The sequence below is a fragment of the Rhizobium leguminosarum bv. trifolii WSM2297 genome (assembly GCF_000271845.1).
This window is the reverse complement of sequence record NZ_JH719392.1, coordinates 25,640-43,234: the sequence shown is the minus strand read 5'-3', so window position 1 is coordinate 43,234 and position 17,595 is coordinate 25,640. Positions and strand designations below refer to the sequence as shown.

The window sequence follows — 17,595 nt, the reverse complement described above, 5'->3', positions numbered from 1 at the left end:
CGATATTCGCGCGATCTTGAACAATTCCGGTTCAGTGATCAACCGAGCTTGGCTATCGCCCGCAAATTGTCGGCCGTCGTTGTCGGGAATTCGAAGAATTCGAGATAGGCCGGGATTTGTTCAAACAGCATATCCGTGCCGACTTGAAAGGCGCAGCCCCGAGCCCGAGCTGCCTCGAGAAAGGGGGTGATCTCCTTGCTCATCACAACTTCGCCGACGAAGGTCGATGGCGAGATGCGCTCGACATCGATGGGCAGAGGATCGCCCCGTCGCATTCCAAGAGGGGTCGCATTGACGACGATGTCGAATCCTGCCGGATCGAGAGAGCCGATCGTGAGCTGCAGCTGCGGATAATATGTCTGCAACCGGTCGAGCAGCGCGGTCGCAGTCGTCGCATTGGCGTCGAAGATTGCCAGATGGGCCACACCGGCCTTTGCCAGCGACGCGGCGATCGCCGAGCCGACGCCGCCGGCGCCGACGACGAGCGCATGTGCGCCCTCGACTTTTTTGCCCTTGCGCAAAACGCCGCGGACGAAGCCCTCGCCGTCGAACATGTCGCCGATCAGCCTGCCGTCCGAACCGAGACGCACCGCATTGCACGAGCCCGCGACTTTGGCATTGGTCGATGTTTCGTCGAGCAGTGCCATCGTCGAAATCTTGTGCGGCATGGTAATCAGCGCGCCGTGGATATTGGAGAGCCGGAAGACAAGCTTGAAGAACGCCGGATAGTCCTCCGGCCTGCAGCCCATCGGCACGACGACCGCGTCAATCCCGGTCTTTTCGAAATAGGGATTGTAGATCAGAGGCGCCTTGAAGGACTCGGTGGGATAACCGAGATGCGCGATCAGTTTGGTCGTCCCGGTGATCATAGGGCTAGACTTTCTGGGGATCGGGAAAGGCGCTGACGTCAGAAAGGCGGATCATCTGCCCCGAGCGCGCCGACCTCTTGATCGCTTCGACGACCCTGAGGGTCGCGAGCCCCTCCCGGCCGCTGACGAGAGGCGATGCATCGCCACGAACGACATCGCAAAAATGCCTGAGCTGAACACAAAGTGGATCGGCTGCAGCGTAAGGCACCCGCTCCTCGGCAAGCGGCTCAAGCCAATTGGGCTTCGACGTGCTCGTCCAAAGCGTCAGGTCGGGAATTCCGAGCGATCCCTTCGTGCCGCCGATCTGGTAGCAGAACTGATCATAACGGGGAAAAGCCGGATTTTCACCGGTGGTAGCCTCCCAGCTCCAGGGCGCGGCGACGGCATCGCTGCCGTTGAGCGTGGCGAGAACACCGCTTGCGAACCGCAACGAGACGACGGCGCTATCCTCGACAGCGTGGTGCCGCACGGCGTGCGATTCCATTGCCTGCACGGCATCGACGTCACCGAAGAGAAAGCGGAAGAGGTCGATATCGTGGATCAGGTTGACGAAGGTCGGGCCGGCGCCCGCTTCACGCCGCCAGGCGATGTCGAAATAATCGTCGGGTTTGGCGACCCAGAACGTGCCGTGGACGGTGACGATCTGGCCAAGCCTCCCGCCGTCGACGATCTGTTTGGCCGCCTGGATCATCGGATTGTGGCGCCGGTGATGGCCGACGAGGATCGGTACCCCTGCCCTCTCGCCGGCGGCAACGAGCCTTGCTGCAGCATCGACGTCGTCGGCGATCGGTTTCTCCAAGAGAACGGGAATGCCGGCTGCGACAAGCTCCATTCCGTTCTCGACGTGAAGCTGGTTCGGCGTCGCCACGATGACGCCGTCAGGTCTGTCTTCGATACTTATGTCCTGGAAGTTCGCGTACCAGCGGATGCCGGCCCCCTGGGCAAAATCACGACCGGCGGCGGAAGGATCGATAACGGCGGAAAGAACGGTTCCGGGCTCGGACATCACGCGTTCGGCATGGCGTCTGCCGATCAGGCCGGCTCCCATGACAGCAATCTCTAGCGGTTTCATGATCGGCTCCCGGATTTTGACGACGGATCGGCCTTGTCCCTATTTCCGCAGGATCTCTCCGAGAAATTTTCGGGTCCGCTCGTGCTGCGGATTGGTGAAGAATTCGGCGGGCGGGGCTTCTTCGACGATCGCGCCGCTGGCCATGAAGATCACCCGATCGGCGACCTGGCGGGCAAAGCCCATCTCGTGGGTGACGCAGATCATCGTCATGCCCTCGTCGGCCAGCGCGATCATCGTATCCAGCACCTCCTTGACCATCTCCGGGTCGAGCGCCGACGTCGGTTCGTCGAACAGCATCACTTTCGGCCGCATGCAGAGCGCGCGGGCAATGGCGACACGCTGCTGCTGGCCGCCTGAAAGCTGGACCGGGTATTTGTCGGCCTGCTCCAGGATCTTGACCCGCTCGAGCAGTCCGCGGGCGCGCTCCTCGGCTTCCGCCCTGCCGACGCCGATCGCCTTCATCGGCGCCAGCATGCAGTTCTGCAGCACGGTCAGATGCGGAAACAGATTGAACTGCTGGAAGACCATGCCGACCTCGCGGCGGATCGCATCGATGGTTTTGGCCTGGTCGCTGAGTACGATGCCGCCGACCCGGATTTCACCCTTCTGGTAGGTCTCGAGATGGTTGATGCAGCGAATGAGCGTCGACTTTCCGCTGCCGGAAGGGCCGCACAGAACGATCCTCTCGCCGCTGCGCACCGTCATGTTGATGTCGTGAAGGGCCTGGAACGAGCCGTACCACTTTTCCACCTGCGCCATGGAGATCATCGTTTCTGCGGCCTGGGCGGGAATGGGACTGGTCATCGGAGAACTCCAGGAGAGGCGGGCACGGCCGCATCGAATAACAAGGGGATGCGGTTTCAGCGCGCGGAGACGGCGAACTTTCGCTCGAGGCGCGCGCCGAGAATTGTCAGCGGGCAGCACATCAGGAAGTACAGGATGCCGACGATGCCGAAGACCGTCAGCGGCTGGAAGATCTGGTTGGAGATGATGTTGCCGGCCCGCGTCAGCTCGGTGAAGCCGACGATTGAGGCAAGAGAGGTGCCCTTGATCAGCTGTACCAGGAAGCCGATCGTGGCAGGCAGCGAGATACGCAGCGCCTGGGGCAGGATGACATCCCTCATGCGGGAGACGTATCGGAGGCTGAGCGCCTTTGCCGCTTCCGTCTGGCCGCGCGGCACCGCTTCGATCGATCCGCGCCAGATCTCGCCAAGATAGGCGCTGGCATGCAGCGTCAGCCCGATGGCGACGGCCACCCAGGCATCGAGCATCAGCCCGATCAGAGCCAGTCCGTAATAGACTACGAAAAGCTGCATCAGCAGCGGCGTTCCCTGGAAGACGGCGATGTAGCCGGCGGTGACGCGTTCCAAGAGCGGGTTGCCCGAGACACGGGCGAGAGCAACGCCGAGCCCGGCAATGCAGCCGCAGACGAAGCCGACGGCGGACAGCACCACGGTCCATTTCAGACCGATCAGGAGGAAGACGAACTCGTCGTGACCCATAAAATTCCTCCTACTTGATGGGATATTTGAAGTAGCGGGCCGAAAATAGCGCAAACAGGCGCATCATCACCCAGGAAATCACGAAATAGAAAAGCGTGACGGTGAAGTAGACCTCGAAGCTGCGGAAGCTCTCCGATTCGATGCGCTGGGAAACCGAGGTCAGCTCATAGGCGGAGATCGCCGATGCAATGCTGGTGGTCAGCGTCAGCAGCACGAACTGGCTGGTCAAAGACGGATAGATTGCCCGCAATGCCGGCTTGAGAATGATCAGTCGGAAGACCTGCGCTTTATGCAGGCCTAGGGCCAGTCCGGCTTCCATCTGCCCCTTGGGGATCGACTGGACGCCGCCGCGAATGATCTCGATCGCATAGGCGCCGCCGTTGATGCCGAGCGCGATGATCGCCGTCGGCGTTGGATCCAGCCGGATGCCGGTGAGCGGAAGCGCGAAGTAGATGAAGAAGATCTGGACCAGGAACGGCGTGTTGCGGATCAATTCGACGAAGGCTATGACCAGCCAGCGCGCCGGCTTGACGGCGGAGTCGCGCAGGGCAACGCCGCCAATTCCGATGATGATCGCCAGCAGCATTCCACAAATGGCAAGCAGGAATGTCCCGAGGCAGCCGAGCAAGAGGCTCGGCAGGCCATCGATAACGGGGGTGAAATCCAACTTGTAATTCATGCCTTCGAAGCCCCCACCATGCCGGCCATGGCTTCTATGGCGAGCTCATAACCGCGGGCGCCGAAGCCGATCATGATGGCGGTGGCGACGCGCGAGACGAGGGATTTGTGATAGATCTCCTCGCGGGCATGGACGTTGGAAATATGCAGCTCGATTTTCGGCGGATCGAACATCTTCAGCGCATCGAGCAGCGCGATCGAGGTGAAGGTATAGCCGGCCGGATTGATGATGATGCCGCAGGCCTCTTTGCGTGCCTGATGCACGCTTTCCACCAGCTCGCCTTCGAAATTGGTCTGGCGGAAATCGATGGCAAAGCCGAGGCTTTCCGCCTTTGCCAGGCACTTGTCCTTGATGTCGGCCAAGGTCGTCGAGCCGTAAATGGCGGGCTCGCGCTCACCGAGCAGGTTCAGGTTCGGTCCGTTGAGCACAAAGATGGTTCTGGTCATGTCGCGCACCTCAGGGCCTCGGGTTAGGTCGATTGGATGCGGGCATCGGCATGCCCGCCTTCATGGATAAGGTTCGTCTGGAGATCGCCGCCTGCCCTTCATCCGGCTGCCGCCACCCGGTCGGGTCGAACCTGTGGTCTCGACCCCTCCTTCGGACCCCCGCTCGCGGGGAGAAGGTGATATGCGCCAACCTCTCCGTCCCCACCAACTCTTCGCAGGGCAAGTTCCCTCTCCCCGCGAGCGGGGAGAGGGTTAGGGTAAGGGCAGCCATCCTCTACCGTTCGCTCACTTCGCTGCGAACGGGATACCTTCCAGCGTTTCCGGGAATTGCGGCACCGGGACCTTCATCCATTTGTCATAGACGGCCTTGAGATCGCCGTTTGCCTTGATCTTGTCGATGAAGGTGTTGATCGCCGCATTGATTTCCTTCTCTCCGAGACGCGTGCAAGCGCCGTTGTAGAGCTTCTGGAATTCAAGCTTGTTTTCGAATTCGCCCGGGCGCGCCTTGTTCACCCGGTCCATATAGAAGATGTTGCCGCCCAGCGTATCGACCTGGCCGGAAACCAGGGCCTGAACGCTCGCAGCGTCTCCATCATAGCGGCGGATCGTCGTGCCCTCAGGCGCATTCTTGGTCACCTGTGTGTCCTGTGCAGCGCCCTTGGCGACGCCGACCGTGAACTTGGCCATATCGGCGTTGGTCTTGATCTCCGCCGATTTGGGACCGATCAGAACGATGGCATTGGCAACATAGGGCTTGCTGAACTGCACGGCCTTGGCGCGATCCGGCAGCATGGCCATGGTTGCAAACAGAACGTCGACGCGGCCGGCCGTCAGTGCCGGAATGCGGTTGTTGACTTCAAGCGGCACGAACTCGACGGTAACACCCAGTTCCTTGGCAAACAGTGTCGCGATGTCGGCGTCGAGGCCGTCCTGTTTGCCGCCGCTGGTCACAAAGCCCCAAGGCGGGTTGTCACCCTGGATTCCGACGATGATCTTACCGCGAGCCTTGATTTCGTCAGGCGTGATGGCGGCGGCCGGTTGTGCGAAGGTGACGGCAGCCACCAGGGCCGCAGCACCGAGCATCGCGTTTCGGCGCGTCAGCATAGATTTGAACATTATGTTTCCTCCTCTTTTGGCGGCCTTTCGACCGGACAGCCACCTCACCTTTTGACTGTTGGAGAAATGATTGCCAGAGACAGACGGCTAAATCAACAGAGTTTTTCAAAATCATATGAGAATTTATGATACATCGAGCTATTTGAATTCCTCAAGAGATTTGCAATAATAGGTGAGAGCGATTTTTCGCGGCTGGCTGTGGATGCCGAAAGGGTTTTGATATGAAGACCTCGATTGCGACTGTGACGATCAGCGGCGAACTGCCGGAAAAGCTCGAGTCGATCGCCCGGGCGGGGTTCGACGGCGTCGAGATTTTCGAAAATGATTTCCTGGCCTTCGACGGAAGCCCGGCCGATGTCGGAAAAATCGTCCGCGACCATGGCCTTGTTATCACGCTGTTTCAGCCGTTCCGGGATTTCGAGGGCATGCCGGAACCGCTGCGCAGCCGCACCTTCGATCGCGCCGAACGGAAGTTCGACGTCATGCAGCAGCTTGGAACGGACCTGGTGCTGGTATGCTCGAACGTCTCGCCGGCGGCCTTGGGCGGCATCGACCGGGCAGCTGAGGATTTCCGGGAACTCGGCGAGCGTGCCGCCCAGCGTGGACTGAGGGTCGGCTACGAGGCGCTCGCCTGGGGTCGCCATATTAGTGACCACCGCGACGCCTGGGAAATCGTGCGGCGCGCCGATCATCCGAATGTCGGTCTCATCCTCGATAGTTTCCACACCTTGTCACGCAAGATCGACGTCAATTCGATCCGCTCGATTCCCAAAGAGAAGATCTTCATCGTCCAGCTTGCCGATGCGCCGCTGATCGACATGGACCTGCTCTATTGGAGCCGCCACTTCCGAAATATGCCCGGCGAAGGCGACCTTCCGGTCACGGCCTTCACAGAAGCCGTCGCTGCCACAGGTTATGACGGCTATTTCTCCCTGGAGATTTTCAACGATCAGTTTCGAGGCGGCCTGTCGCGGAGTATCGCCGCCGATGGCCACCGCTCGCTGATCTATCTGGGCGACCAAGTGCGCCGCCATCTGGGCGCCGCCAGCATGACCGGGGCGGCGATGCCGCAAAGGGCTGCCGTTCAAGGTGTCGGCTTTGTCGAGTTTGCCACGGACGAACAGGATGAAGTCGAACTGGTGGCCTTGCTGCGCACGCTCGGATTCAAACAGACCGCCGTCCACCGCACGAAGAAAGTCTCTCTGTTCGAGCAGGGCGAGATCCGGATCCTCGTTAACGTCGACCAGGCAGGATTTGCCAATGCAGCCTATGCCGTTCACGGCACGTTTGCCTATGCCATCGCGCTTATCGTCGACGATGCGCCAAAGGCCTATGCACGCGCGCTTGCTCTCGATGCCGAACCCTTCACCCAGCCGGTCGCCGAGGGTGAACTCGAGCTGCCGGCCATTCGGGGCGTTGGCGGCGGGCTCGTCTATCTCATCGACGACAAGAGCGCCCTGGGGCGTTTTTCCGAAATCGACTTCCGGCCGGTCACTGATGATACCAACACGGCGTCGGCCGGTCTTTTGCGCGTCGATCACGTCGCCCAGACGGTCGGCTATGATGAAATGCTCACTTGGCTGCTGTTCTATACCTCGATTTTCGAGACCCATAAGACCCCGATGGTCGACATCATCGATCCGGCCGGAGTGGTGCGCAGCCAGGTCGTCGAGAACCAGTCAGGCGCGCTGCGCATTACCATGAACGGCGCCGAAAACCGCCGCACCCTGGCGGGGCATTTCATTGCCGAGAAGTTCGGGTCCGGGATCCAGCACCTGGCATTTTCAACCGATGACATATTTGCAACCGCCGAAAAGCTCCGCGCCTGCGGTTTCAGATCCTTGCATATTTCGCCGAACTATTACGATGACGTCGAAGCCCGCTTCGGCCTCGATCCTGCAATGACCGACCGGGTGAAAGCGGAGAACATCCTCTATGACCGCGACGAGCATGGCGAGTACTTCCAGCTCTACAGCGGCACCTATGGAGAGGGTTTCTTTTTCGAGATCGTCGAGCGGCGCGGCTATCGTGGATATGGCGCGCCGAACGCCATTTTCCGGATCGCCGCACTGAAAAGGCAGATGCGCCCGGAAGGCATTCCGAAAGATGCCGATTAATTTCCTGGTTCAGAGAATGCGGCCACTCTTCAGCACGTGTTCGACGCCGCTTTGAACGTGCCGTCTGACCACCTCGGTGGCCCCAGTGACGTCACGCTGAATGGATAGTTCGAACAAAAGCCTGTGGTCGTCGACGACAGGCTTGCCGCGAAAGCTTTCGGCCAGCATGTGGTAGCGAAGAAAGCGGTCGAAGACGGACGACAATGTCGCCATCAGCGTCGCTGAATTGCAGGCCGAAACGATTGCCTGATGGAATTCCCAATCGTAGCGGACCCAATCGACCGTGCGCGAGACGTCGCCTGCGAGCAGCTTGCGCTCGGCGGCAGCCAGACGGTGATGGGCAGCGACGATGCGCCCTTCCCATTCGAGATTTCCCGCCGCGAATGCAAGGCCGATCGCATGCGTTTCAAGCACGATCCTCAGGTCGGCGAGTTCCAGCAATTCCCGCCGCGAAGCCGGGCTGACTTCGAAACCACGCTGCCCTTCGGCGAGGACGAGGTTCTCCGTGGTCAGGCGGCTCAGAATTTCGCGCAGCGACGAAATGCCGATGGAGTAGCGCTCCTTTGCCTGCTCCAGCTTGATCTTGGCCCCCGGCGGCAATACCCCCGATATGATATCCTCGCGGATCTGCCGGAAAACGACATCGCTGACCGTTTCGGCGGGGTCGTGGACTTGTTTGAGCGTGGCTTTTCCTGGTGAGATGGCCCGGCGAGCATCCGCTGTCATTTCAACGTCCCCCGCGCCAAGGCATGCTCGACGCCGCCTTGGATATGGAAGGCGAGCACCCGCTTGGCGGTCTCCGCATCCCGCCGCAGCGCCGCGTCCAAAAGCTGTTGATGTTCGACGGCGGCGACGTCACCCCGGTAGGACAGGGCGACCATTTGATAGCGCAGATATTTGTCGAAGATGACCGAATGGGTCTGCATCAGCAGCTTCGATCCGCAGGCGGAAATCAGCGCCTGGTGGAACTCCCAGTCGTAGCGCTTCCAGTCCTCGGCCCTGCTGGTATCGCCGGATGCCATGACCTTCTCCATCCGCGCCAATTTGTAGTGGGCGGCGACTAGCGGCGCCTCCCATTCCACATCTCCATGCGCGAATGACTGCTCCAAGGCATGGCTTTCGAGCAGCAGTCTCATCGCCGCCGTCTCCTTAAGATCGGAAACCGACACCGGAGAGACCTCGAACCCCTTCTGTCCCTCGGCGACAACAAGACCCTCGGAGGAGAGCCGGTTCAGCACCTCGCGCAGCGTGCTGATGCTGGTCTCGTAGGACTCCTTCAGGTTTTCGAGCTTGAGCTTTTGGGCGGGCACCAGCCGCCCGAAAATGATGTCGGCCCGAATGCGCCGGTAGCTGCTCTCGGCGATGGTCTCGTTTACGACAGGCTGCAGCATCACCGAGTCTCTTATATTTCTCATATCATCCGATATATCGCTTTTCGGCGGGGCCGATCAAGGAAACATTCGCGCCTGAGCCAATAGAATTTTCTCATATGATACGGGGTTCTGCGGTTGAGACGGGACGAGAAATCCACCCACGCCCGCCAACGTGGGGTCCCGGCTGCACGGCGTTTCGTGGAGACTTAACGCGAGCGGTTCACAGTGGATTCGGGCCTAGAACGACGGCAATTGTTTTTTCAATCGCGCGCAACCATCTAATAGGCATGAGTACGGGAGAATGTCCCAGCCCCAGCAGACCGTTTACCGAAAACCAACCATACCGGGTTGCTTTCCGACGCGAAAGCCGATTGCTTAGGAAAATCTACTCCTTCTTCCGCTAGCGGTTAGGAGAATGAAAGGGACACAGGCAAACCCGTAAAATTCTGCTGCTTCGCATCGGGATAAACTATGATTACGATGGCGATGCGGGAAGGCCGGTTTGAAGAAAGATGACGACAGAACTGTTTCAGGTAAAATTTTGGGGCGTCCGCGGCAGTATTCCCGTTTCGGGCCCCGAGTTCGACCGCTACGGCGGTAACACATCCTGCATCGAAATTCGCTGCGGAAAACATCGGATGATCTTCGACGCGGGCTCAGGCCTGCGCGAGGCGGGCCTGTCGTTGCTCGCCGACGGCGTCAGCGACGTCGACCTGTTCTTCAGCCACTGCCACTACGACCACATCATCGGCCTGCCCTTTTTCAAGGCGATCTATTATCCTTCGATCAACGTCAACATCTGGTCGGGCCATCTCGACGGCAAGATGAGCACGCGGGAAATGGTCGAGCAGTTCATCAGCCCACCGTGGTTTCCGGTCAAGACCGACATCTGCCAGGCGACGATGAACTTCCGCGACTTCCACCCCGGCCAGGCACTGACGCCCTACGAGGGTATCGAGATCAAGACCTTCATGCTCAACCATCCGGGTGGCGCTATCGGCTACCGCATCGAATGGCAGGGCCGCTCGGTCGCGCTGATTTACGACATCGAGCATATTCCGGGCGCTCACGATCCGATCTCCTTGGAGATGATGCGGGATGCTGATCTCGTCGTCTACGACTGCACCTACAATGAAGACGAGATGCAGCGGTTCAAGGGTTTCGGCCATTCGACCTGGCAGCACGGCACCGAGTTGGCAAAGATCGCCGGCGCTAAGCGCTTCGCGCTCTTCCACCACGCTCCCTCGCGCACGGACGAGCAGCTGGCGGAGATGGAAACGCAGGCACAAGCCGTCTTCCCCGAAACCTTCGCCGCCCGCGACAATCAGACGGTCTTGATCTGATAGCTGCAGGCCGGTTTCGCCGGCTGCAGGGGGCCGCGCTTGAGCTTCCTGCGGAACCGATCGCGAGCCAGACCGTTTTCTCGGCATCGCAAGAACGCCAAAACGGGTATCAGCCATGACCGTATTTTCCGGACAATGCCTTTGCGGGCAGGTGAACCTCTCTGTTCGCGGCGAGCCCTTACGCGTCGGTATCTGTCATTGCACGGACTGCAGGAAGGAAAGCGGTTCGGCCTTCACCTTCTATGGAATGTGGCCCGCCGGCCAATTTGAGCACTCGGGAGCAACCCGCGAGTTCAAAGGCCGGCATTTCTGCACCGGCTGCGGTTCACGGCTGTTTTCCCTCGATGACGAGGAGGCGGAAATCAAACTCGGCATCCTGTCCGATGCGCCAACGCCGCTGGTCCCGGGCTACGAACTTTGGATCAAGCGCCGCGAACCTTGGCTGCAACCGGTAGAAGGCGCCGAGCAGCATGAACAAGACCGAAGATGAGCGGGACGTTGGAAGCGTTCCGATGGCCGCCCTCGTCCGGCATCGCCGCATCACCGTGGTGGGCGTCAGACTTTTCGTCGCGAAGCCGGGCGACCGGATGCCTATGCGTCCTCGCCAGATACCCAAATCCGCAATTCGCCGACTGACCTGAAACCCAGTCCTATCATCTCGTCTAGTGCTTCGCCCCTGTCATATCCGACAAGTGGCAAACCAGGTAAAAAGGCAATAGCGGCCACAGAAATGGCGTCTCTGAGGGCTGGCGGCGTGCCGGGCAAGTGAAAAATGTTGGAAACGCCCACAACCTCCGCCGAACGGTTCACGATGCAGCCAGCTTCAAATCTGTCGCCGGCTGGTTGACCGTAGATATGCATGTCGGGATCGGCCAGCAGGGCTGGCGTGAAGACTTTTGCTTCGGTGGGGCTACCCGATTGCTTCCAAGCCTGCTCCCAAAGATTCAGTTCCGCCGCATCGCGAACGCGGCTCCAATCCTCAGGCACACGCGCTGCCATCGTCGGAGACTCAGCCCATATCCATGACGCCGAAAATAACAGCCGAAATCCCTTGCTGATGAGATCGAGCGTGGAAAACCCGTCTTTCAAGCCGCATCGCCGCCCAAGCCGATCTGTCAGCCGGCCGATTTCGGCGAGTTGTTCCTCGATGGCCTCCGGATCGAGTGTCGTCAGGTTCGAATAATATGGCGGTGCAATCGCATCGCTTGACCAGAACGCATCAGTGCGCTGGTCAGGCAGTCGATGGGCGCGAAAAATCGCCTGATACAGGTCCGCATTGTTGGCGGCGCAAAGGCGGGCCTTTTCCGCGTCGGAGCGTATCCTGTGTTTCAGGAGACTGCTTTGCGGAGAGCGGTTTATCATAAGAACACCCGTTGCCCTGAGCGGTTAACACTCAGGTCTAACTCCTGAGAAGTGCCGCCGCCGGCAACCAGCAGACGGCGGGATGGCTCGTCACCGCAAATAAGGCCGACAAGAAATGCCAGGCTGCCGCATCGTGCACCAGATGGTGGGTAAGCACGCCGATCGGCTCGTCGCTGCCGGCAAAGCGGTCGCGCAACTCCGCCACCAGCTCTGCCACCAGCTCCTCTTCGGCTCGGCCGCCGCGCGTGCCGTGCCAATCGATGATGTCGACATGGGTGTTGAGAAGCGGTATCGGCCCGCCCTGCTTTGCCCGCCCATAGACCGAAAGTGCTGCGAATCCGAGGTCCGGCAGCGCTGGTATGAGGGCGGCGTCGAGGCGGTTCCACGGCGGCACCAGGACCGGCTGGAAGCGGGCTGGATGCAGACGCTGGAGCAGCCGGAACCCGTCCCGCAGCTCGCCGAGCACGATTTCCGCCGGCCGCTCGGCCCCCAGTTCCTGCTTTTTCCGTTCCGGCCCGGCATGGTTCGTATGCGACCAGCCGTGCACCGCGACGCTGACACCTGCTTCCTCCGCCAGCCGCGCCGCCAATGCTTCTCCGGTCAGGCCGGGAATGACGGCAAGCGTCAGCGGGACCGCGTTGTCGCCGGCCGATGCCAACAGCGTCTCCAGATCAGGCGTCGGTTCGATCGCATCGTCGTCCCGCAGCCAGAAGCGGGCGACGCGGCCGGCGGTCTGCCAGCGGTCGAGCTCGCGGCGCAGCGGCTCCCAGCGCATCCTGTCGGTCATCCCATCACTCCTGTTGCTGCATAATCCTGCAAAATTCCGTCCAACCGCTCGGCCGCCATCGCCAACGAGCGCTTCTCGAGTACGAAACGCCGCGCAGCCTGCCCCATGGCCTCGCGTCTTTCCGCGTCGTCAACCAGGGCTGCCATGGCCGCAGCATAGGCTGCGACATCACCATCGGGCGTCAGCAAGCCGGTCACCCCAGCCTCGACCACCGCGGGTACCCCCGCCGTTTCCTGCGCAACGACAGGCAGGCCGGCGGCCTGGGCTTCAAGATAGGCAAGGCCGTAAGCCTCGCCGCAGCCCGGCCAGACATAGAGGCCGCCGCGCCCGAGCATGCCGGCGATCTCTGACGCATTCCGCTCGCCCAGCCACTCGATGCGGCTGGCGGGGAGGTCTGCAAACAGGGCCTGCACCTCGTGTCGCATCGGACCATCGCCGATGACGGCAAGCGTCCAGGGCCGGTCTTCGACCAGCCGCAGCGCTTTTGCCAACATTGCATAACTCGCCATCTTGTCGCCGGCCCGCATCATCGCCACCGTCATCAGCCGGCGTGGATCGGGAACCGGCAACACCTTCTCGAACAACGCCGTATCGATGAAGGGTTTCAGGCCGGCAAGCCGCGCCTGCGGGATGGCGGCAGCAAGGCCCGCCCTGTCGCGCTCGGTGAAGCTGATATTGACCGCCGCCCGCCTGATCGCTTCGCCCACGAGCGTCTGTTGGCCGGCCCAGCCGGTCCGGTCGCGTTTGGCCGCATAGGAAGCTTCGACCGTTACATAGGGAATAGCGAATTCGGCTGAAATCACCGGACCGAAGTAATCGGGCGATCTGTAATAGGGGTGGTAGCAGAACCAGAGCTCGGGTCGCTGCGCTGATGTCCACTTTTCCCGTAGCCGCTGCAGCTCGGCACGGATTGCCGGCTCGAGGCCCGCTGCCGCCTCCGGTGTCGCGGCATAGCTGCGGAATTCGGAGACAATCTCGACCTCATGCCCGGCGATCTCCAGCGCTCGGATCAGCAGCCGCGCCATCAGCCGGTCGCCTGACGGCACCGGATGGTTCGGCGATTTCATCGGCGCGTAAAAAGCCACCCGCATGCACAACCCTCATATGAAGACACAGTGTTTCCGGCCGGCATGCCCGGTTGCGAAACTCCACTATTGTCCATTTCCCTAAAACTTGCGCATAAGCATATGGAATGTGATCGCGATCGAAGCAATTCCGCCTCTTTCTCAATTTCTATGAGGCTGCGGTTGCATCGACAAGAACGGGAATGAATGACGACGGCCTCAGTCACAGGGATTTTTTCGGAGCGCTCGATCAGAAGGGCAAGGCTTGGTTCCGGCCTGGTCATTTTCATCTTTGTCCTGATGCATCTGTCCAACCATGCGATCGGGCTGATTTCGCTCGCCGCCGCCGACAAGGCCCGCCACCTTTTCCTCGCCATCTGGCGCAATCCCGTCGGCACGGCGGTGTTCTATTCGTCGGTGCTGATCCATATGGCGCTGGTGCTGCGCGCGATCTACATGCGCCGCAGCCTGGTGATGCCCAAGGGCGAAACGGCGCAGATCGTGCTCGGCCTGCTGATCCCGCTGCTACTCATCGATCATGTCATCGGCACGCGTATCGCCCACGCCCTCTATGGTTATATCGACGATTACGAGGCGGTCGTCGAACTGCAGTGGATCAAAGCGCCGGCGACGGGTGTACGGCAGGTGCTCGGCGTCATCGCCGTCTGGTTTCACGGTTGCATCGGCATCCATTTCTGGCTGCGCTACCGCCCATGGTATGCAGGCGCCGCGCCACTGCTCCTGGCGCTGGCAATCCTCGTGCCCGTGCTCTCGGTTCTCGGCTTCGTGCAGATGGGCCGCACCCTTGCCGACCCCTCCTATCAGCTGACGACCAATCCCTACGAGGTGAACCTCAACGCCCACTATCTCTCCGATCCTGAGGTTCGCACCCAGATCGCCGGCGTCCGCGCCGGCCTCTACGGCGCCTTCTCGGCCTCGCTGCTGGTCGTCGTCGCCGCCCGCGCCCGGCGCCGGCTAAAGGAGCGGCTCGACCAGGTGGCCGTGCATTATCCGGGCGGCGAGGTGATCCGCGTGCCGCGCGGCTTCACGGTGCTGGAAGCTAGCCGGCTCGGCGGCCTGCCGCATTACTCCGTCTGCGGCGGCAAGGGCCAGTGCTCCACCTGCCGGGTGCAGATCCTCGGGGATTACGACAGCCTGCCTGGCCCCGACAAGATGGAACAGACGACGCTGAGGCGCATCAATGCCGGCCCGGATGTCCGGCTCGCCTGCCAGCTTCGCCCGAACCGCGATGTTGCGGTCGCGCCGCTGCTCGTGCCGGCAGTCGAAGCCGCCCTTCCCGCCAACAGCCAGGAGACCAGCCCCGGCCGCGAACGCGAGATCGCCGTGCTGTTCGTCGACATCCGCCATTTCACCACGCTGACGGAAACCCGCCTGCCCTTCGATGTCGTCTTCCTGCTGAACCGCTATTTCGCCATCATCGGCAAGGCGGTGGAGCAGGCCGGCGGGCGGCTCGACAAGTTCATCGGCGACGGGGCCATGGCGCTCTTTGGCCTCAACACCGCGCCCGATCAAGCCTGCCGCCAGGCGCTGACGGCCGCCGCGGCGATCGTCGCCGAGATCGAGAAACTCGCGGAGGAATTAGCCGAGGAACTGGCGCTGCCGCTGCGCATCGCGATCGGCATCCACACCGGCCCGGCCGTCGTCGGCACGATGGGATATGGCCGGGTGCGCAGCATGACGGCGATCGGCGATACGGTCAATGTCGCGAGCCGGCTGGAAAGTGCGGCCAAGGAGTTCGAGGCGGCGATCGTCATCTCCGAACCGGTGGCGAACCTTTCCGGCGCCGATCTTTCCGGCATTGAAAGCCGGGAAATCAGTGTACGCGGCCGGGCTCTGCCCTTGAAAGTCTATGTCATTCCGAGAGAGAAAGCGGTAGCACCGCTCAAAGGAAAAGACTGATGCCCGGCAAGCCATGGCTGACCGCCAAATACTGGAGCCGCCGGCTGCGCAAGGCGCGCAACAGAGCCGCCTCGCGCTTCTTCGACACCCGCTTCGGCCGCCGGCTGTTAATCGAGAATATCGGCCCCCGCGTCGTCTCGATGACGGTCGATGCCGGCGACCACCTGATGACCTTCTCGCCCGCCGACTATATCGGCCGCAAGGTCTTCCGGAAGGGCCATTTCGAGCGCGACGCCGTCGACCGGTTGATCGTTATCCTGCGCGAGCGCGGCCTACTGCGAAAGGATGCGACGCTGCTCGAGATCGGCGGCAATATCGGCACCCAGACCGTCTATTTTGCGCTCAGCAACACCTACGCTCATATCGTCAGCGTCGAGCCGGATCCGCGCAATTTTCCGCTGCTCGAACTCAACATTCGGCAGAACCGGCTGGAGGAAAAGGTCCGGTTCGTTAATTGCGCCGCCGGTGAGAGCGAAGGCGAGATCGACTTTTTCCTCAACCTCAACAACCACGGCAAGAGCAGTGCCATCCGCCAGAGCAAGACCGACAGGAAGATCAGCGTGCCGGTGAAGCCGGTCTCCGAAATCCTCGCCGGCCTTTCGATCGATCCGGCCGCAATCGGCCTGATCTGGATGGATATCGAGGGCTACGAGCCAGTCGCCTGTCGGTCGATGCAGCCGCTACTTGCCCGTCGCGTGCCGCTCCATATGGAGTTCACGCCGCTGTTCTACGGCCCGGAGGGCACGAAGGCCTTCATATCGATGCTGTCGGGCTTCTACGAGGACTGCCTCGTGCTGTTCGAGGATCGCGAGGAGGAGATGAAGGTGCGGGATCTGCCGGGGGAGTTTGAGCAGTACAATGTGCTGTTTTTGCCGTAGAGGCGGCTTCAGAGCCGCACCTTTGCGCGCCATGCCCTAAGGTATCAGCAAAATGCTGCCTGCGGCCCGCCCTGACTCCAGTTCGAGATGCGCTCTTGCAACATCTGCCAGGCTGAATTCGGCAGCGATCTGACAGACGATCCCCGTTTCCATGGCCTGGACTGCCGCCTGCGCCGCCTCGCGGTATCTTTCGATATCGCCACACCAGGCCATGATGCTCGGGTGAGAGAGCGACTTGCCGGGTCGAAGTTCCTCGACCGGAACCGGTGGAACCGGTCCGGCGGCTTGCCCGATGGTGACAGCCATCCCGAAGGCTCGGACCGAACGAAGACTTTTGACCAGCATATCACCGCCAATTCCATCAAAGGCGACGTCAACGCCATTGCCATTGGTGAGCAGCTGGACTTCTGCGACGATATCGGCCCCTCGCCCGACGATCAGATGATCCGCGCCGAAGGACTTGGCGAGCACCCCCTTTTCGGGAGTGCTGACGGTGCCGATCACCGTGGCATTGAGCGACTTGGCCCAGCGAACGAGGATGCTTCCCAGCCCACCAGCGGCCGCGTGGATTAGAATACGACTTCCGCCGCCAACATCGCTCGTCTTCTTCAGCAGCATATAGGTCGTCATGCCTTTGAGCAGCGAACTCGCAGCCGTTTTGGTCGAAACCGCATCGGGAAGCCTGACCACTCTTTCAGCGGCAATGGTCCTTGTCGAACAATAGGCTCCGACCGGCGGCCCCGCATATGCCACCCGGTCGCCCTCTTTCAAGTCGGTGACGTCAGGACCGATCGCTGTCACGACACCTGCAGCTTCAACACCGATCACGGCCGGATAGGAGGGCATCGGATAGATGCCCTTCCGATGATAGATGTCCAGGAAGTTGGTCCCGATCGCTTCATGAAGAATTTTTATCTCGCCCCGACCGGGATCAACGGAACGATGATCCTGTAACTGAAACCGCGTGACGTCGCCTGGGGCGTTCAACATTACGATCTGATCTGGCATCCTTGGATCTCCTTGATGCGCATAGGTTAGCGGCTGGCCAAACGTGTGAAAATTCCCTA

General features: G+C 61.0%; 18 protein-coding genes. 5 read left to right on the top strand and 13 right to left on the bottom strand.

All coding sequences use genetic code 11. The features are described from left to right. Nucleotides 1–38: 38 nt before the first annotated feature. The 7 genes from RLEG4DRAFT_RS00190 to RLEG4DRAFT_RS00160 all read right to left on the bottom strand — a co-directional run bounded on the left by RLEG4DRAFT_RS00190 (nt 39) and on the right by RLEG4DRAFT_RS00160 (nt 5,684). Nucleotides 39–869 carry a shikimate dehydrogenase family protein gene (locus RLEG4DRAFT_RS00190; protein WP_003574385.1) on the bottom strand — a complete coding sequence of 277 codons (831 nt, stop codon included), beginning with the start codon at nt 867–869 and terminating at the stop codon, nt 39–41. 4 nt (nt 870–873) lie between these two features. Next, the gene (locus RLEG4DRAFT_RS00185) at nt 874–1,941 is read right to left on the bottom strand and encodes a Gfo/Idh/MocA family protein (protein ID WP_003574384.1); all 1,068 of its coding nucleotides are present in this window, start codon (nt 1,939–1,941) and stop codon (nt 874–876) included. A 39-nt stretch (nt 1,942–1,980) separates the two neighbouring features. After that, nucleotides 1,981–2,745 carry an amino acid ABC transporter ATP-binding protein gene (locus RLEG4DRAFT_RS00180; RefSeq protein WP_003574383.1) on the bottom strand — a complete coding sequence of 255 codons (765 nt, stop codon included), beginning with the start codon at nt 2,743–2,745 and terminating at the stop codon, nt 1,981–1,983. 56 nt (nt 2,746–2,801) lie between these two features. Further along, nucleotides 2,802–3,443 (bottom strand): amino acid ABC transporter permease, encoded by a 642-nt coding sequence (locus RLEG4DRAFT_RS00175; protein WP_003574382.1) that lies wholly within the window; start codon nt 3,441–3,443, stop codon nt 2,802–2,804. A 10-nt stretch (nt 3,444–3,453) separates the two neighbouring features. Beyond that, nucleotides 3,454–4,122, bottom strand: coding sequence for an amino acid ABC transporter permease (locus RLEG4DRAFT_RS00170; RefSeq protein WP_003574381.1), 669 nt, complete (start codon nt 4,120–4,122; stop codon nt 3,454–3,456). After that, nucleotides 4,119–4,568 (bottom strand): type II 3-dehydroquinate dehydratase, encoded by a 450-nt coding sequence (locus RLEG4DRAFT_RS00165; RefSeq protein ID WP_003574380.1) that lies wholly within the window; start codon nt 4,566–4,568, stop codon nt 4,119–4,121. The genes RLEG4DRAFT_RS00170 and RLEG4DRAFT_RS00165 overlap by 4 nt, the downstream gene beginning before the upstream one ends. A 285-nt stretch (nt 4,569–4,853) precedes the next feature. Then, nucleotides 4,854–5,684, bottom strand: coding sequence for a transporter substrate-binding domain-containing protein (locus RLEG4DRAFT_RS00160; RefSeq protein ID WP_003574379.1), 831 nt, complete (start codon nt 5,682–5,684; stop codon nt 4,854–4,856). A 221-nt stretch (nt 5,685–5,905) separates the two neighbouring features. Here RLEG4DRAFT_RS00160 and RLEG4DRAFT_RS00155 point away from each other — a divergent pair, with 221 nt between their 5' ends. Continuing rightward, nucleotides 5,906–7,801 (top strand): bifunctional sugar phosphate isomerase/epimerase/4-hydroxyphenylpyruvate dioxygenase family protein, encoded by a 1,896-nt coding sequence (locus RLEG4DRAFT_RS00155; protein WP_003574378.1) that lies wholly within the window; start codon nt 5,906–5,908, stop codon nt 7,799–7,801. Nucleotides 7,802–7,810: 9 nt separating this feature from the next. Here RLEG4DRAFT_RS00155 and RLEG4DRAFT_RS00150 read toward each other — a convergent pair whose 3' ends face one another. Then, nucleotides 7,811–8,527: a GntR family transcriptional regulator gene (locus RLEG4DRAFT_RS00150; protein ID WP_003574377.1), complete on the bottom strand. Its 717-nt coding sequence runs from the start codon at nt 8,525–8,527 to the stop codon at nt 7,811–7,813. Further along, nucleotides 8,524–9,192 (bottom strand): GntR family transcriptional regulator, encoded by a 669-nt coding sequence (locus RLEG4DRAFT_RS00145; RefSeq protein WP_003574376.1) that lies wholly within the window; start codon nt 9,190–9,192, stop codon nt 8,524–8,526. Before RLEG4DRAFT_RS00145 ends, RLEG4DRAFT_RS00150 begins: the two co-directional genes overlap by 4 nt. 494 nt (nt 9,193–9,686) lie before the next feature. On the opposite strand from RLEG4DRAFT_RS00145, the gene RLEG4DRAFT_RS00140 reads away from it, so the two are divergent. Continuing rightward, nucleotides 9,687–10,517: an MBL fold metallo-hydrolase gene (locus tag RLEG4DRAFT_RS00140; protein WP_003574375.1), complete on the top strand. Its 831-nt coding sequence runs from the start codon at nt 9,687–9,689 to the stop codon at nt 10,515–10,517. A gap of 115 nt (nt 10,518–10,632) precedes the next feature. Next, nucleotides 10,633–11,007, top strand: coding sequence for a GFA family protein (locus RLEG4DRAFT_RS00135; protein ID WP_003574374.1), 375 nt, complete (start codon nt 10,633–10,635; stop codon nt 11,005–11,007). A gap of 101 nt (nt 11,008–11,108) precedes the next feature. On the opposite strand, the gene RLEG4DRAFT_RS00130 is transcribed toward RLEG4DRAFT_RS00135, so the two are convergent. From RLEG4DRAFT_RS00130 to RLEG4DRAFT_RS00120, 3 genes are read right to left on the bottom strand one after another with little or no spacing between them, the layout of a single operon-like run. Then, nucleotides 11,109–11,879 (bottom strand): hypothetical protein, encoded by a 771-nt coding sequence (locus RLEG4DRAFT_RS00130; RefSeq protein ID WP_003574373.1) that lies wholly within the window; start codon nt 11,877–11,879, stop codon nt 11,109–11,111. Nucleotides 11,880–11,916: 37 nt separating this feature from the next. Continuing rightward, nucleotides 11,917–12,666 (bottom strand): polysaccharide deacetylase family protein, encoded by a 750-nt coding sequence (locus tag RLEG4DRAFT_RS00125; protein ID WP_003574372.1) that lies wholly within the window; start codon nt 12,664–12,666, stop codon nt 11,917–11,919. Beyond that, on the bottom strand, nt 12,663–13,757 hold the full coding sequence (locus RLEG4DRAFT_RS00120) for a glycosyltransferase family 4 protein (RefSeq protein WP_003574371.1): 1,095 nt from the start codon (nt 13,755–13,757) through the stop codon (nt 12,663–12,665). The genes RLEG4DRAFT_RS00125 and RLEG4DRAFT_RS00120 overlap by 4 nt, the downstream gene beginning before the upstream one ends. A gap of 180 nt (nt 13,758–13,937) precedes the next feature. Here RLEG4DRAFT_RS00120 and RLEG4DRAFT_RS00115 point away from each other — a divergent pair, with 180 nt between their 5' ends. Then, nucleotides 13,938–15,650 carry an adenylate/guanylate cyclase domain-containing protein gene (locus RLEG4DRAFT_RS00115; protein WP_003574370.1) on the top strand — a complete coding sequence of 571 codons (1,713 nt, stop codon included), beginning with the start codon at nt 13,938–13,940 and terminating at the stop codon, nt 15,648–15,650. After that, entirely contained in the window at nt 15,650–16,528 is an 879-nt protein-coding gene (locus RLEG4DRAFT_RS00110; RefSeq protein ID WP_003574369.1) for an FkbM family methyltransferase, read from the top strand. Before RLEG4DRAFT_RS00115 ends, RLEG4DRAFT_RS00110 begins: the two co-directional genes overlap by 1 nt. A gap of 36 nt (nt 16,529–16,564) precedes the next feature. Here RLEG4DRAFT_RS00110 and RLEG4DRAFT_RS00105 read toward each other — a convergent pair whose 3' ends face one another. After that, on the bottom strand, nt 16,565–17,536 hold the full coding sequence (locus RLEG4DRAFT_RS00105; protein WP_003574368.1) for a quinone oxidoreductase family protein: 972 nt from the start codon (nt 17,534–17,536) through the stop codon (nt 16,565–16,567). Between the last annotated feature and the right edge of the window lie 59 nt (nt 17,537–17,595).

What these genes read in the sequence shown, in the direction of transcription:
- RLEG4DRAFT_RS00190 (WP_003574385.1), bottom strand. Translation starts at nt 869, where the DNA reads ATGATCACCGGGACGACCAAACTGATCGCGCATCTCGGTTATCCCACC.
- RLEG4DRAFT_RS00185 (WP_003574384.1), bottom strand. Translation starts at nt 1,941, where the DNA reads ATGAAACCGCTAGAGATTGCTGTCATGGGAGCCGGCCTGATCGGCAGA.
- RLEG4DRAFT_RS00180 (WP_003574383.1), bottom strand. Translation starts at nt 2,745, where the DNA reads ATGACCAGTCCCATTCCCGCCCAGGCCGCAGAAACGATGATCTCCATG.
- RLEG4DRAFT_RS00175 (WP_003574382.1), bottom strand. Translation starts at nt 3,443, where the DNA reads ATGGGTCACGACGAGTTCGTCTTCCTCCTGATCGGTCTGAAATGGACC.
- RLEG4DRAFT_RS00170 (WP_003574381.1), bottom strand. Translation starts at nt 4,122, where the DNA reads ATGAATTACAAGTTGGATTTCACCCCCGTTATCGATGGCCTGCCGAGC.
- RLEG4DRAFT_RS00165 (WP_003574380.1), bottom strand. Translation starts at nt 4,568, where the DNA reads ATGACCAGAACCATCTTTGTGCTCAACGGACCGAACCTGAACCTGCTC.
- RLEG4DRAFT_RS00160 (WP_003574379.1), bottom strand. Translation starts at nt 5,684, where the DNA reads ATGTTCAAATCTATGCTGACGCGCCGAAACGCGATGCTCGGTGCTGCG.
- RLEG4DRAFT_RS00155 (WP_003574378.1), top strand. Translation starts at nt 5,906, where the DNA reads ATGAAGACCTCGATTGCGACTGTGACGATCAGCGGCGAACTGCCGGAA.
- RLEG4DRAFT_RS00150 (WP_003574377.1), bottom strand. Translation starts at nt 8,527, where the DNA reads ATGACAGCGGATGCTCGCCGGGCCATCTCACCAGGAAAAGCCACGCTC.
- RLEG4DRAFT_RS00145 (WP_003574376.1), bottom strand. Translation starts at nt 9,192, where the DNA reads ATGCTGCAGCCTGTCGTAAACGAGACCATCGCCGAGAGCAGCTACCGG.
- RLEG4DRAFT_RS00140 (WP_003574375.1), top strand. Translation starts at nt 9,687, where the DNA reads ATGACGACAGAACTGTTTCAGGTAAAATTTTGGGGCGTCCGCGGCAGT.
- RLEG4DRAFT_RS00135 (WP_003574374.1), top strand. Translation starts at nt 10,633, where the DNA reads ATGACCGTATTTTCCGGACAATGCCTTTGCGGGCAGGTGAACCTCTCT.
- RLEG4DRAFT_RS00130 (WP_003574373.1), bottom strand. Translation starts at nt 11,879, where the DNA reads ATGATAAACCGCTCTCCGCAAAGCAGTCTCCTGAAACACAGGATACGC.
- RLEG4DRAFT_RS00125 (WP_003574372.1), bottom strand. Translation starts at nt 12,666, where the DNA reads ATGACCGACAGGATGCGCTGGGAGCCGCTGCGCCGCGAGCTCGACCGC.
- RLEG4DRAFT_RS00120 (WP_003574371.1), bottom strand. Translation starts at nt 13,757, where the DNA reads ATGCGGGTGGCTTTTTACGCGCCGATGAAATCGCCGAACCATCCGGTG.
- RLEG4DRAFT_RS00115 (WP_003574370.1), top strand. Translation starts at nt 13,938, where the DNA reads ATGACGACGGCCTCAGTCACAGGGATTTTTTCGGAGCGCTCGATCAGA.
- RLEG4DRAFT_RS00110 (WP_003574369.1), top strand. Translation starts at nt 15,650, where the DNA reads ATGCCCGGCAAGCCATGGCTGACCGCCAAATACTGGAGCCGCCGGCTG.
- RLEG4DRAFT_RS00105 (WP_003574368.1), bottom strand. Translation starts at nt 17,536, where the DNA reads ATGCCAGATCAGATCGTAATGTTGAACGCCCCAGGCGACGTCACGCGG.